This window comes from Bradyrhizobium sp. HKCCYLRH3061 (genome assembly GCF_051168015.1).
Lineage (GTDB): Bacteria > Pseudomonadota > Alphaproteobacteria > Rhizobiales > Xanthobacteraceae > Bradyrhizobium.
In genome coordinates, this window is the sequence record NZ_JBNPUE010000021.1 from 1 (window position 1) to 12,982 (window position 12,982).

13 protein-coding genes are annotated in these 12,982 nt (G+C 66.7%); 9 read left to right on the plus strand and 4 right to left on the minus strand.

Going from position 1 to position 12,982, the window contains the following annotated elements:
• Positions 1–317: 317 nt before the first annotated feature.
• The 3 genes from ACQR2C_RS27590 to ACQR2C_RS27600 form a co-directional block, all read right to left on the minus strand.
• Entirely contained in the window at positions 318–740 is a 423-nt protein-coding gene (locus tag ACQR2C_RS27590) for a PaaI family thioesterase (RefSeq protein ID WP_434882520.1), read from the minus strand.
• Positions 741–887: 147 nt separating this feature from the next.
• Complete coding sequence (locus tag ACQR2C_RS27595; RefSeq protein WP_434882521.1) at positions 888–1,712, minus strand: SDR family NAD(P)-dependent oxidoreductase; 825 nt, start codon at positions 1,710–1,712, stop codon at positions 888–890.
• A gap of 198 nt (positions 1,713–1,910) precedes the next feature.
• Complete coding sequence (locus ACQR2C_RS27600) at positions 1,911–2,348, minus strand: HIT family protein (protein ID WP_434840462.1); 438 nt, start codon at positions 2,346–2,348, stop codon at positions 1,911–1,913.
• Positions 2,349–2,814: 466 nt separating this feature from the next.
• Here ACQR2C_RS27600 and ACQR2C_RS27605 point away from each other — a divergent pair, with 466 nt between their 5' ends.
• Positions 2,815–3,558 carry a helix-turn-helix domain-containing protein gene (locus ACQR2C_RS27605; protein ID WP_434882522.1) on the plus strand — a complete coding sequence of 248 codons (744 nt, stop codon included), beginning with the start codon at positions 2,815–2,817 and terminating at the stop codon, positions 3,556–3,558.
• A 238-nt stretch (positions 3,559–3,796) separates the two neighbouring features.
• Here ACQR2C_RS27605 and mutY read toward each other — a convergent pair whose 3' ends face one another.
• Positions 3,797–4,891: an A/G-specific adenine glycosylase gene (mutY, locus tag ACQR2C_RS27610; RefSeq protein WP_410051434.1), complete on the minus strand. Its 1,095-nt coding sequence runs from the start codon at positions 4,889–4,891 to the stop codon at positions 3,797–3,799.
• A gap of 121 nt (positions 4,892–5,012) precedes the next feature.
• Between mutY and ACQR2C_RS27615 the strand changes: the two genes are divergently transcribed.
• From ACQR2C_RS27615 to ACQR2C_RS27650, 8 genes are all read left to right on the plus strand, one after another.
• On the plus strand, positions 5,013–5,297 hold the full coding sequence (locus ACQR2C_RS27615) for a type II toxin-antitoxin system RelE/ParE family toxin (RefSeq protein ID WP_315802801.1): 285 nt from the start codon (positions 5,013–5,015) through the stop codon (positions 5,295–5,297).
• Entirely contained in the window at positions 5,269–5,589 is a 321-nt protein-coding gene (locus tag ACQR2C_RS27620) for a HigA family addiction module antitoxin (protein WP_315802800.1), read from the plus strand. Before ACQR2C_RS27615 ends, ACQR2C_RS27620 begins: the two co-directional genes overlap by 29 nt.
• A 26-nt stretch (positions 5,590–5,615) precedes the next feature.
• On the plus strand, positions 5,616–6,095 hold the full coding sequence (locus ACQR2C_RS27625; RefSeq protein WP_315802799.1) for a DUF721 domain-containing protein: 480 nt from the start codon (positions 5,616–5,618) through the stop codon (positions 6,093–6,095).
• 118 nt (positions 6,096–6,213) lie between these two features.
• On the plus strand, positions 6,214–6,870 hold the full coding sequence (locus ACQR2C_RS27630) for a DsbA family protein (protein ID WP_315802798.1): 657 nt from the start codon (positions 6,214–6,216) through the stop codon (positions 6,868–6,870).
• 243 nt (positions 6,871–7,113) lie between these two features.
• The gene (gene smc / locus ACQR2C_RS27635) at positions 7,114–10,578 is read left to right on the plus strand and encodes a chromosome segregation protein SMC (protein ID WP_434882523.1); all 3,465 of its coding nucleotides are present in this window, start codon (positions 7,114–7,116) and stop codon (positions 10,576–10,578) included.
• 62 nt (positions 10,579–10,640) lie between these two features.
• The gene (locus ACQR2C_RS27640) at positions 10,641–11,630 is read left to right on the plus strand and encodes a small ribosomal subunit Rsm22 family protein (protein WP_434882524.1); all 990 of its coding nucleotides are present in this window, start codon (positions 10,641–10,643) and stop codon (positions 11,628–11,630) included.
• Between the two features lie 145 nt (positions 11,631–11,775).
• On the plus strand, positions 11,776–12,207 hold the full coding sequence (locus ACQR2C_RS27645) for a COG4315 family predicted lipoprotein (RefSeq protein WP_434845364.1): 432 nt from the start codon (positions 11,776–11,778) through the stop codon (positions 12,205–12,207).
• A gap of 189 nt (positions 12,208–12,396) precedes the next feature.
• Complete coding sequence (locus tag ACQR2C_RS27650; protein WP_315802794.1) at positions 12,397–12,954, plus strand: LemA family protein; 558 nt, start codon at positions 12,397–12,399, stop codon at positions 12,952–12,954.
• Positions 12,955–12,982 lie beyond the last annotated feature (28 nt).

Genomic DNA, 12,982 nt, shown 5'->3' on the forward strand with positions numbered 1-12,982 from the left:
CGGCGCCGGATCAACAGCTTCATCGCCGAGATCTACAATAAGGAGCGCTTGCATTCGGCCCTCGGCTATCGATCTCCTCTTGAGTTCGAAGCCGCGTTCAAGCAAAACACGATGCGATGACTTTACCCATTGTCACTGAGATTATCGTGTCTCACTTGAGGGGTGCAGTCCAGCAGCGTCACCGTAACTCTGTAACTCTCCAATCCGCTCCCTGGGGGCATGGATCACGGCGTTCGCCGGGACGACGGCGGAGCGTGTCGGTACGGTCGCCGGAGCAAGATATCTCGGAACGTCCTGCGTATCCGGCAAGCTTGAGGTTATTTGGCGAGCGCCTTCGTCGCCTCGACCAGCCGGGCACTCGCGCTTGCGGTGGCGAGCAATACACCGGCATCGCCAGTGAGGCGTGCCTCCATGAAGGCTATCGTCCTGCCGAGTTGGAGCACCCGCGCCTCGCCGACGATCGGTCCAGGTTTTGCCGGCGCAAGAAAGTTGACGGTCATGCTGACGGTCGCCGTGTAGAGCCGGCCCTCGGTCTTGATGAAGACCGCAGGTCCCATCGTATCGTCGAGCATCGATGCGAGTATGCCACCCTGGATGAATCCGGCCGGGTTGCAGAACTCCGGCTTGCCGTCGAAGCCGATCTTGATCCAGCCGTCAGCCGGGCGGCCGTCGATCAGCCGCCAGCCGAGCAACATGGCGCAGGGCGGCGAAGCGAGCGTGTCGATTGCGGTTGCGATCATGGGTGCCTCCTCGTTGCGCCCAAGTTCTAAATGTCCGCTGCTGCCAGCCCTGTGTCAGCAGCCGAAGTCGCCATCGCCGAGCGCTGTCCAGGCGCGGCTGCCGGGCGCTGATCCAGGTCGTTGTTCGAGGCGTGAATCCGCTCTCTCTCACCCGGGCCCCTCACGCCGGCGCTTCCGCTCAAGCTTCGCGACCATGCGCGCGCCAAGCCTACGCGCAATCGATGGGAAGAGCCGAAGGCCGAGGACGGCCAGCCGGGCACGCCCACCCGGAACGATGAAATGCCGATCGCGCTGGATTCCCCGCAATGTATCCGCAACCACGAGGTCCAAGGGAGTTCTCGGGATGGTCAGCGTATGTCTCCGGTTCTCCGGTGTCCGATAGGAATCGAGCTCCGCGACCATCGGCGTCTCGAACTCTCCCGGGCAGACGAGATGAACCTTGATACCTTGGCGCAGCAGCTCGTAGTGCAGGCATTCGGTGAAGCCGACCAAGGCATGTTTCGCAGATCCATAGGCGGTGAAACCGAAAATGCCGGTTAAACCAGCGATCGATGCTATATTGATCAACCGCCCGCCAGTGGCGCCCAGATGGGGTAAAGCAGCCCTGGTGACGTTCACCACACCAAAGAAATTGGTTTGCATCACGTCCCGGAAGTCATTGTCGGTGAGGGTCTCGAACCGCCCCTCGCGCATCACGCCGGCATTGTTGAACACCATGTCGATCCCGCCTCGGCAACGAGCAACCTCCCCGATGGCCTGGAACGTCGCAATTGGATCGCCAACATCGACGGCCTGAACCTCGATATCGGCGCCGGCGTGTCGCCGACGAAGTTCGTGAGCCGCGAGGTCCAGATTATCGGTCCGCCGCGAGAGGAGCGTCAGCCGAGCGCCTTGAGGGGTAAGCGCGTTCGCTATCGCAAAGCCCAGGCCTGTCGCTCCCCCGGTGATGACAATGCTAAGTGAACGAAACATGTGAGAATCCTTGCTGAGCTTCCCAGGTGCCGTTGCTGAGCAGGACTTCGGACAAGCTCCCAGTGCTTGAAGCCTCCGGTGAGACCCCGCAGGGCGACGGCCCGTCGCCGCAAGGCATGACCACATCGTCTTCGTGCTGCCACATCGAGCTATTCCGATTGGTATTTGAGCGACAGCGGACCGCATGCCGGGCTGCGGTCAATCGAGCGCAGCGGCGATGCGGTCGGCGAGGGCGAGCAGGGTTTCTGTTTTACCCATCGGCGCCTCCCCGTGGCCCTTCATCGGCACGTCAGCCCAGCGAGGTATGATGTGGAAATGCAGGTGGAAGACGGTCTGACCGCTGGCAGCCCCGTTCAACTGCACGATCAGGAAACCCTCGGGTGCGAGCGCCTTGACCACGGCCCGGGCGGTGCGTCGGGTGGCTACGGCCATCCGAGCGAGCACGTCCGGCTCCACGTCCAGCAGGGTGCGGGAGGTCGAGGTCTTCGAGATCACCAGGATGTGCCCCTCCGACTGCGGAAAGGCGTCCATGAACGCGAGGACGTGATCGTCCTCCCAGACCTTGGCGGCGGGAACTTCGCCGCGAAGGATTCGGCCAAAGATGTTGTTGGGGTCGTAGGGGGCGGTGAGGGTCATCTGGTGCTCCGGAGTATGGGAGAGGCTGCGGTGGGGCGTTTTGTGTGACGGCGCGGCGCTCCATCGGCCGAGGACGCGTGGTCCGCGGCACGGCGGCGCAATCGCTGAGGGGGTCTCGCGTGCCGGGCGCGGCGCGCGTGACACGGACCGTCGTCTCTTAGTCTGGCCGAGGCTGACCGGGTGCGTGTTGCAAGCGGGCTGTACCGTGTAGGCGGCATTTCCAGATGCCGGCCACGGCAAGAAGCCGCCACAACTCAACAGTCGCAATCAAGAGAGCGTTGGACATCATTTCCCCAAACAGATCTTTCCGCTATGGACGCCGCGTACGACAAAAGCTGCGCGCCCAGGTCGCTGGATTGCGTCGGCGTGATCTTCTCGCAGCATAGACGTGTGGAGGAATGGTCGCTTGCCAGAATCGGCTACCAACTTCGACGAGAGAGCTTTGTTGTGCCTCTGGCCTCAGCGAATGATGTTCATCGGGCGTCCAGGTGCGCTGCCGCTGCACCGGCATCCAATATCGGTCTGCCTGGTGGCGCTTCAGGGGCCTCTGCGGATCGGCACCACAATGGCCGGGGAAAGCCTGACCTGCCTTACGGCCATCGTCCCCGCAGGCTTGTCGCATACCCTTGATCCAAGCGGGGCGCCGGTCGCCGTGATATACAACGATCCTGACGATCCTTACTATCGGCGCCTCTCGCCCCATCAGGGATGTGGCCTAAGCTCACTGGCCCCTGACGTCGAAAGCTCGCTTATCGTCGCTGTGCGGAATCTCTACGCGTTGCATCAGGCCGGTCATAGGCTACGCTTCGACGATTTCGATTTCGCGGCTGAGCAGGCATTGGGGATCGAACCGCGTCCACCACGAGTCGATGCGCGGGTCGAACATATCGTGTCTATCATAAGGGCTGACATCGCCCGCAATCACTCGATCCAGGAACTGGCCCGGCGAGTCGACCTTTCCCCCAGCCGCCTGCAGCATCTGTTCGTCCAAGAGATTGGCGTGCCATTGAGGACGTTCAGGATTTGGATTCGTTTCCGGCACGCCGTGGAGCGTGTGGGAGGCGGCGACTCCATCACGTCGGCGGCCCTCGATGCAGGCTTTGCGAGCTCCAGCCATTTCAGCCACGCCTTCAAGGCAACCTTTGGCGCGACCGCGGCCAGCGTGCTCAAGGACGCTCCGTCCAGGGTCCAGATTCAATTGATCGGGTAGCTACGAGGGCCGCCATGGGCGCGGCGGACGAGCGTCGCGATCGGCCGAGATCAGGTAGGGTGAACAAAGCAGCCGCCCGCCAGGGCGGCAGCGTGCCCACCGCGTCACCGCGCACCCAGAGCCAAACGATGGGCACGGCGCGCGAAACAGCGCGGCCGTGGCGAGCTGTGGTGATGCGCACCTTTGCCCACTCTACGTCAGCTAGCCGGGTTCTTCAGCCTCCGTCACAGACGCATCCTCAATCACCCAACCCATGCGCCACCACCTTGCGCATCACGTTGGGCAGCGCCTCGCCGTCGAGCGTCGCGATCGGCACCCAGCGCATGCCGTCTGGCGCGCGCGTGCGGGCCGGCACGCGGGCCGCGTAGACCACGAGCTCCAGCGGAAAATGCGTGAAGACATGTGTGACGACGCCGAGCTTGCGGTGCCAGCCTTTCACACCGGCCAACTCTGGCGCCTGCGCCAGCGCGTCGGCGTCGTCCTGGCCGGCGCGCCACTCCGAGCCGGGGACCTCGGTCATCCCGCCGAGCAGGCCCTTCGAGGGACGCGAGCGCACCAGCAGCTCATCGCCCCTGACGACGACGAAGGCGGCGCCACGCCGCAGCGCGCCGGTCTTCTTGGCGCCTTTGCGCGGGAACGTCTCCTGGTCACCGCGCTCGCGCGCTGCGCAGTCGTCGTTCAGCGGGCACAGCGCGCAGGCCGGCTTCTTCGGCGTGCAGATGGTGGCGCCGAGGTCCATCAGCGCCTGCGCGCTGTCGCCGGCGCGGGACGGTCCGAGCAAGGTGGCGGCTAGCGCCTGGATCTGCGGCTTGGCCTGCGGCAATGCCTCCTCCACGGCGAATAGCCGCGAGACGACGCGCTCGATGTTGCCGTCGACCGGCATGGTCAGGCGATCGAACGCGATCGCGGCGATGGCCGCGGCAGTATAGGGACCGATGCCGGGCAGCGCGCGCAAGCCCTCCTCCGTGTCCGGGAAGGCGCCGTCATGCTCGCGCATCACGGTGACGGCGCAGGCATGCAGGTTGCGCGCCCGCGAATAATAGCCGAGCCCCGCCCACATCCGCAGCACGTCGTCGAGATCGGCGCTGCCGAGCGCCGTGACATCAGGCCAGCGGGCGACAAACTTCTCGAAATACGGCCCGACCGCCTTCACCGTGGTCTGCTGCAGCATGATCTCCGACAACCAGACCCGATACGGATCGGAGCGCTGTCCGGCTGGCGCACGCCATGGCAGCCGCCGGCGATGGCGGTCGTACCAGGCGAGAAGCTGTGCGGGACGCCCTGCTTCCCCGACAGCGATATCATGTTTGCGAGAAGCCTTGAGTTGAGCCACCCCTCCTCCATACGAGGAAACGAGCAACGAGACCAGAACCCTGATCCGGAAGTCCCCAACTCGTGGCAGAGCCAAATAGAATGCGCTCGCATTCTATAACGTCCCGCGTTATAAGTTCCGGATGATCCAGAGCTTCGCGGATCGCGAGACGGAGCTGATATGGAGCGGCCGACGGAGCCGGAGATTGCCGTCCGACATCCAGGATGTCGCGCTTCGCAAACTTCGTCTTTTGAATCAGGCGCGGGTTCTCGACGATCTCCGCGTGCCGCCGGGCAACCGTCTCGAAGCCTTGAAGGCTGACCGCGTCGGCCAGCATTCGATCAGGATCAACGATCAATGGCGAATTTGCTTCGTCTGGGATGATAGAGGACCGGCGCATGTCGAAATCGTCGACTACCACCGCTAGAAGCAACCTGCTGCACAATCCCCATCCCGGCGAAATCCTGCTGGAAGAATTCCTCAAGCCGATGGGGCTGAGCCAGAACGCGCTGGCGCGTGCCGTTCACGTGCCGCCCCGGCGGATCAATGAAATCGTGCTGGGCAAGCGCGACATCACTGCCGACACCGACCTGCGCCTTGCCCGTTATTTCCGGATCTCGGAGGGCTTTTTCCTCGGTCTCCAGATGGATTATGATCTCATGCAGCGGCGCCGCGAGATTGCGCCGGACCTGAAGGCCATCCGGCCGCGTGCGGCCTGACGCCCGCGCCGTTGCGAGCATTGATCATGGCAAAGCCCGGCCGTCTCACCGCAAAGCCTCTCTCGCTGATGATGGGCGACGTGCTGACGGCCGCCTATGCCAAGCAGGGGTTTGCCGCACGTGAACTCGTGACACGCTGGCCGGAGATCGCGGGCCGCGACATCGCCGAGCATGCCCAGCCGTTGAAGATGCAATGGCCGCGGCCGGTCGAGGGCCAGCCGCAGGAGCCGGCCACCTTGATCCTGCGCGTCGAGGGGCCGATGGCGCTGGAGATCCAGCATTCCTCGGATGTGATCCTGGAGCGGGTCAACCGCTTCTTCGGCTGGCATGCCGTCGGCAAGCTGGCGCTGCGCCAGGGCCCGTTGACCCGGCCGCCGGTGAAGCGCCGCCCGGCCCCGCCCGATCCGAAGACGGTGGCGAAAGTCGCGCAGACCCTGACCGCGATCGAGGACGACGCGCTGCGTGACGCGCTGGCCCGGCTGGGCGCGGCCATCAAGCGAAATTGACGTTCGCCGTTTGATCCCGGCTTGAGCGCCGGCATTGCCTCCAACTGGGTTTCAAGCTAGCGAAAAGCCACGTCACGAGTGTTTCAGGCGCGAGATGCGCCCATTTCGGAGCAGAGCCTTGATCATTACCCGCCGCGCCTTCACCGCAGCCTTGTCGCTGACCGGCCTCGCCGCCCTGGCGGGCCTGTCCCCGCTGCGGCTGATCTCGGACGCGATGGCGCAGAGCGCCGCCGATGTCGCCAAGCCCCAGTCCTTGCCCGACATGGCGATCGGGCCGGCAGACGCTGCGGTGACCATCACCGAATACGCCTCCATGACCTGCCCGCATTGCGCGGCGTTCAACGCCACCGTGTTCCCGAAGCTGAAGGCCGAATACATCGATACCGGCAAGATCCGCTACATCTTCCGCGAGTTCCCGCTCGACATCAAAGCCGCCGCGGGCTCGATGCTGACGCGCTGCATCGCCAATGGCGACGCACAGAAGTATTTTGCGGTCACCGACATGCTGTTCCGCTCGCAGAACGACTGGGTGGTGAAGAACACCACGGAGACGCTGACGCGGATCGGCAAGCAGGCCGGCCTCAGCCAGCAGCAGGTCGAGGCCTGCCTCAAGGACCAGGCGCTGCTCGACAAGATCGCCGCCGACCAGAAATACGCGAGCGACATTCTCAAGGTCGATTCGACGCCGACCTTCTTCATCAACGGCGAGAAGATCAAGGGCGAGGCTTCGATCGAGGAGTTTCAGAAGAAGATCAACCCGCTTCTGAAGAGCTGATTCGAGAGACTGAGTCCGACAAGACACAGCGCGGCCCCTTCGTGGGGCCGCTTCTGATTCGTGGGCCGTTCGCCGCGAGAAAGCCTTGGAAAAGCGGGGCCGCCGGGTTGCCCTCGCGGGCGGCCATCGCCATTGTCCGGCCCCTAGAATGGGGCGCAAAGGCGACTCAGTCCACATTGACATTGCCTTCCATGGTATTGTCGGGGTTGGGAGATTCGTCTCCCGCCAACAGAGAATCTGTGCATGAAACTCACGCGTCTTCGTCTTCACGGTTTCAAGACGTTCGTCGAACCGACTGACTTCGTGATCGAACCCGGTCTCACCGGCGTCGTCGGTCCGAACGGCTGCGGCAAGTCGAATCTGGTCGAGGCGCTGCGCTGGGCGATGGGCGAGACCTCGCACAAATCGCTGCGCGCGGCCGACATGGACGCCGTGATCTTCTCCGGCTCGAACACGCGGCCCTCGCGCAACCACGCCGAAGTGGTGATGACGATCGACAACAGCGATCGCACCGCGCCGGCTGCCGTGAACGACCGCGACATTCTCGAGATCTCGCGCCGCATCGAGCGCGAGGCCGGCTCGGTGTATCGCATCAACGGCCGCGACGTGCGCGCCCGCGACGTGCAGATCCTGTTCGCCGACGCCGCCACCGGCGCTCGCTCGCCGGCGCTGGTCCACCAGGGCAAGATCGGCGAGATCATTCAGGCCAAGCCCGAGCAGCGCCGCCGCGTGCTGGAAGACGCCGCCGGCGTCGCCGGCCTGCATGCGCGCCGCCACGAGGCCGAGCTGCGGCTGAAGGCGGCCGAGACGAATCTGCTGCGCGTCGAGGACGTCATCGGCCAGCTCTCCGGCCAGATGGAAGGCCTGCGCAAGCAGGCCCGCCAGGCGATCCGCTATCGCGAGGTCGCCGCCAAGGTGCGCAAGGCCGAAGCCACGCTCTATCATCTGCGCTGGATGGGGGCGCATGCCGACCTCAACGACGCCGCGCATGTGCACGATGTCGCGGTCCGCGAGATGGCCGAGCGGACCCGCGAGCAGGCCGAATCCGCCCGCATCCAGGCGATCCGCTCGTCGCATCTGCCGGCGCTGCGCGAGGCCGAGGCCCGCGCCGCCGCGACGATGCAGCGGCTGAAGAACGCCCGCGACCTGCTCGACCGCGAGGAGGTGCGCGCCAAGGAGCGCGTCGGCGAGCTCGACCGCCGCCTGATGCAGCTCACCGCCGACGTTGCGCGCGAGCAGCAGCAGAACCAGGATGCGCAGGTCGCGCTGCAGCGCCTGGAGACTGAAGACGCGGAGCTGAAGGAAGAGATCAAGGCGCGCGTCGAGATGCGCAGCGGCGTCGACGAGCGCGTCGCCGAGGCCGAGGCTGATCTGACCGAGACCGAGCGCCAGTTCACCGAGCTGACGACGCAGCTCGCCGATCTCACCGCGCGCCGCAACCAGCTCGAGGCCAACGTCCGCAGCCATCGCGACCGGCTCGCCCGGCTCGACCAGGACATCGCCAATGTCCGCGCCGACGAGGAGCGTCTGGCGCAGGAGACCGCCCATCTCGGCGATCTCGACACGCTCGCCGCCGCGCTCGAAGCCGCGGAAGAATCCGAGGCGCAGGCCGAAGCCGCGGTGCAGACCAACGAGGCCGCGCAGGCCAATGCGCGGCAGAAGCTCGAAGCCTCGCGCGCGCCGCTCGCCGAAGCCGAGAAGCGCGCGCAGCGGCTCGAGACCGAGGCGCGCACCATCTCCAAGATGGTCAACAGCGAGACCAAGAATCTGTGGCCGCCGATCATCGACGGCGTCACCGTCGCCAAGGGCTATGAGAAGGCGCTCGGCGCCGTGCTCGGCGACGATCTCGATGCTCCGGTCGATGCGTCCGCGCCGATGCACTGGACCGTCGCCGGCGCGGAGGTCACCGACCCCGCGCTGCCCGACGGAGTCGAGCCGCTCGCCGCCTATGTGCAGGCGCCGCCTGAGCTGTCGCGCCGTCTCGCCCAGATCGGGGTCGTGTCGCGCGATCGCGGCGCTCAACTGGTTTCTCAGCTCAGGACCGGCCAGCGGCTGGTGTCGCCGGAAGGCGACGTCTGGCGCTGGGACGGCTTCATCGCCGCCGCGCATGCACCGACTGGTGCCGCCCGCCGCCTCGCCGAGCGTGCCCGCCTGATCGACATCGAGGCCGAGCTGGAGCAGGCGCGCATCGATGCCGCGAACAAGCGCCAGGCGCTGGAGAGCGCCGAGGCCGAGGTCAGGGCCGCGACATCAGCCGAGAGCGCCGCGCGCGAAGCCTGGCGCGCCGCGCAGCGCGAGGTGAACTCGGCGCGCGAGCGCCACGCCAACGCCGAGCGCGAAATCAACCGCCATTCGGCGCGCAAATCGGCGCTGGTCGAGGCGTCCACGCGTCTCGCCCATGACCGCGCCGAGATCGCCGAGCTGCACCAGAATGCGCTGGAGGCGATCGAGGAGCTGCCGGCGACCACCGAGGCCGACGGCCGCTTGGCCGCCGTGCGCGCCGAGATCGAGACCAAGCGCCGTGCCGCCGCGCAGGTGCGCGCCGAGGCGCAGGCGCTGGCCCGCGAGGCCGAGCTCGCCGATCGCCGCGTGCAGGCGATCATCAGCGAGCGTAACGACTGGTTCAACCGCATCCGCGGCGCCGGCTCGCAGATCGCCACCATCGAGGCGCGCATCGCCGAGGTGAGGGACGAGCGCGCCGAGCTCGACAACGCGCCGGAGATCTTTGCCGAGAAGCGCAGCGCGCTGATCGACGAGCTTGCGATTGCCGAGGAGGAGCGCCAGGTCGCGGCCGACGCGCTGGCCGAGGCCGAGACCGCGATGGGCGACACCGACCGCGCCGCCAAGGCGTCGCTGGAAGCGTTGTCGAAGTCGCGCGAGGCGGCTGCGCGCGCCGAGGAGCGGCTGGAGAGCGCCAAGCGCCGCATCGGCGACGTCGAGCGCGAGATCCACGACATGCTCGAATGCGAGCCGCAGGCCGTCGCGGCGATGGCCGAGATCGGTCCGGACACGCAACTGCCGCCGCTGCACGAGATCGAAGAGACCCTGGAGAAGCTGCGCCGCGACCGCGAGCGGCTCGGCGCCGTCAACCTGCGTGCCGAGGAGGAGCTCACCGAGGTCGAGGGCTCGCACACCGCGCTGACCACCGAGCGCGACGACCTGGTCGAGGCCATCAAGCGGCTGCGCCAGGGCATCCAGAGCCTGAACAAGGAGGCGCGCGAGCGCCTGCAGTCTTCGTTCGAGACCGTCAACGACCACTTCAAGCGTCTCTTCACCGAGCTGTTCGGCGGCGGCGAGGCGGCGCTGCACCTGATCGAGAGCGACGATCCGCTCGAGGCCGGCCTCGAGATCATCGCCAAGCCGCCGGGCAAGAAGCCGCAGACGCTGTCGCTCTTGTCGGGCGGCGAGCAGGCGCTGACGGCGATGGCGCTGATCTTCGCGGTGTTCCTGACCAACCCCTCGCCGATCTGCGTGCTGGACGAGGTCGACGCGCCGCTCGACGACCACAACGTCGAACGCTTCTGCAACCTGCTGCACGAGATGAAGGGCTCGACCGAGACCCGCTTCATCATCATCACCCACAACCCGATCACCATGGCGCGCATGAACCGGCTGTTCGGCGTCACCATGGCCGAGCGCGGCGTGTCGCAGCTCGTCTCGGTCGCGCTCGACGAGGCCGTGAAGATCCTCGACCAGCAGGTGGCGTGACCGTGCTCCGTCATTCCGGATCGCCGCGTCAGCGGCGCCCGGGATGACGCATGGAGAGGACGATGATCTCTCCCGATCTGCCCGCCGCGCTGAAGGCGTCCCTCGAAGCCAGGCTGCACGGGCAGTCGCGGCAGGATGCGGCGGCCCGAGCGGCCCGCATCTCGGCCGCCTATCGCAGCGGCGGCAATTCCGGAACGATCACGAGCGACGCCGACGCCATCGCCTATGCCACCGTGCGGATGCCGGCGACTTATGCCGCGATCGCGGCGAGCCTGAACGCCGTGATGCAGGCCTGCCCGGACTTCGCACCGGCCTCGCTGCTGGACGTCGGTGCCGGGCCAGCGACCGCGAGCTTCGCTGCGGCGGAAGCGTTTCCGCCGCTGACCTCGTTCAACGCCGTCGATTCCAATGCAGCGTTGCGCGGGCTGGCGCTGACGCTCGCTGACGACACGATGCGCCTGCGCGACCTCTCCTATGCGCTGGGACCGGCGCGAGCGCTGCTCGATCGTGCCGGACGTGCCGATCTCGTCATCGCCAGCTACATGATCGGCGAGCTGGCGGACGCTGAACGCTCCGCGATCGTGGACGCGCTGTGGGCGACGACCGGCGATACGCTCCTCATCGTCGAGCCCGGCACGCCCGCCGGCTATCAGCGCATCATCGCGGCGCGCGACCGCCTGATCGCGGCCGGGGCTCATGTCGCGGCGCCCTGCCCGCACGCAGCCCCCTGCCCGCTGGTCGCACCGGACTGGTGCCACTTCGCGCAGCGGCTGGCGCGGTCCCGGGCGCATCGCGAGCTGAAGGGCGCCGACGTCCCGTTCGAGGACGAGAAGTTCAGCTTCATTGCCCTCACTCGCAAGCCAGCAACGCATCGTCCCGCCGCACGCGTGCTCGCGCCGCCGGCGATCACCAAGATCGGGGCAGCCGCGAAGCTGTGTCAGGCGGACGGCGCTGCCGGCGTCGTCAGCATCCCGCGCCGCGACAAGCCCGCCTTCGCCGCCGCCCGCCGGTGGGACTGGGGCGACGGCGTGGAGCCGCCGCCGCGCCGCTGAATACCTGCCCGGCCGCCCATGGTTAACGTCCGGTCGAGTTTGTCTCTCATTTTCGCGATCTCGCGAAACCGGCGAGAAATCCGCGTTTGCTACGGTGAGCTGCAACGGGCGCTGACATGCGCTGCTCACAAGGGAATGCATTTCGATGTTCAGGACGATGACGATCGCTGCGATGCTGCTGGCTTCGGCAGGGACCGCCTTCGCGGGCGGCCATGGCGGCGAGTCCTCGGCGCCGCCGCCGGCTCCCAAGCAGGAAGGCCCGCCGGCCAGGGCGATCATCGGCAAGAACGGGCCGGTTCTGACGGACCCGAAAGGCATGACGTTGTACTATACCGAGCGCGACACGACCGGGACCAAATCGACCTGCGACGGCGACTGTGCCCAGAAGCGCCCCCCGCTGTCGGCGCCCGACAACGCGGTCGCGACCGGCGATTTCACCGTCATCACCCGCAGCGACGGCAAGAAGATGTGGGCCTACCGCTACCGGCCGCTCTACACCTCGCAGCTCGACAGCGCCCCCGGCGATATCAAGGGCAACGACCCCACGCAGCAATGGCGGATCGCCCGTCCCTATTGAGCCCTGCGCGTCGTTGCCTCCGGCGCCAATTCGGCCACCTGGGCGCCCATCGAACGGACCGGTCAGGCCAAAGCGACTTGAACGGGCATCCCCCCTGATGCGACCAATGCACGCCGGTCCACCTGCGGACCGGCGGCGCCGTCGCGTGTCGGCCGCCTCGTTCTCCCGCCCCCTCCCTCGGAGCCCGTCATGTCCGGCTGGATCGTCCTCGGCATCATCGTCATTCTCGTGCTGTTCGCCCTTGGCGCCTACAACCGGCTGGTCGCCCTCAGCCAGCGGGTCGGCCAGGCCTTTGCCGACATCGACGTCCAGCTCAAGCAGCGCCACGATCTGATTCCGAACCTGGTCGAGACCGTGAAGGGCTATGCCGCGCATGAGCGCGGTACGCTGGATGAGGTGATCAAGGCCCGCAATGCGGCCATGTCGGCGCAGGGACCGGCCCAGGTCTCGGCGGCCGAAGGCCAGCTCTCCGGTGCGCTCGGCCGGCTGATCGCGCTGTCCGAGGCCTATCCGGATCTGAAGGCCAATGCCAACTTCCAGCAGCTCGCCAGCGAGCTGTCCGACATCGAGAACAAGATCGCCGCCAGCCGCCGCTTCTTCAACAACGCTGTGCAGGAATACAACACCGGCATCCAGCAGATGCCCGCCGCACTGTTCGCCGGCACCTTCGGCTTCACCCGCAAGGAGTTCTTCGATCTCGGCGCCAGCCGGGCCGACGTCGAGGCCGCGCCGAGCGTCAAGTTCTGATCCCGCGCCTTCCGCGCTGAAGGGTCCG

Excerpts from the sequence above, each read along its gene's own strand:
- ACQR2C_RS27650 (WP_315802794.1), top strand. The coding sequence starts at position 12,397 with ATGTCCGGCTGGATCGTCCTCGGCATCATCGTCATTCTCGTGCTGTTC.
- ACQR2C_RS27590 (WP_434882520.1), bottom strand. The coding sequence starts at position 740 with ATGATCGCAACCGCAATCGACACGCTCGCTTCGCCGCCCTGCGCCATG.
- ACQR2C_RS27605 (WP_434882522.1), top strand. The coding sequence starts at position 2,815 with ATGATGTTCATCGGGCGTCCAGGTGCGCTGCCGCTGCACCGGCATCCA.
- ACQR2C_RS27640 (WP_434882524.1), top strand. The coding sequence starts at position 10,641 with ATGATCTCTCCCGATCTGCCCGCCGCGCTGAAGGCGTCCCTCGAAGCC.
- ACQR2C_RS27625 (WP_315802799.1), top strand. The coding sequence starts at position 5,616 with ATGGCAAAGCCCGGCCGTCTCACCGCAAAGCCTCTCTCGCTGATGATG.
- ACQR2C_RS27595 (WP_434882521.1), bottom strand. The coding sequence starts at position 1,712 with ATGTTTCGTTCACTTAGCATTGTCATCACCGGGGGAGCGACAGGCCTG.
- ACQR2C_RS27620 (WP_315802800.1), top strand. The coding sequence starts at position 5,269 with ATGTCGAAATCGTCGACTACCACCGCTAGAAGCAACCTGCTGCACAAT.
- ACQR2C_RS27615 (WP_315802801.1), top strand. The coding sequence starts at position 5,013 with ATGATCCAGAGCTTCGCGGATCGCGAGACGGAGCTGATATGGAGCGGC.
- ACQR2C_RS27645 (WP_434845364.1), top strand. The coding sequence starts at position 11,776 with ATGTTCAGGACGATGACGATCGCTGCGATGCTGCTGGCTTCGGCAGGG.
- smc (WP_434882523.1), top strand. The coding sequence starts at position 7,114 with ATGAAACTCACGCGTCTTCGTCTTCACGGTTTCAAGACGTTCGTCGAA.
- ACQR2C_RS27600 (WP_434840462.1), bottom strand. The coding sequence starts at position 2,348 with ATGACCCTCACCGCCCCCTACGACCCCAACAACATCTTTGGCCGAATC.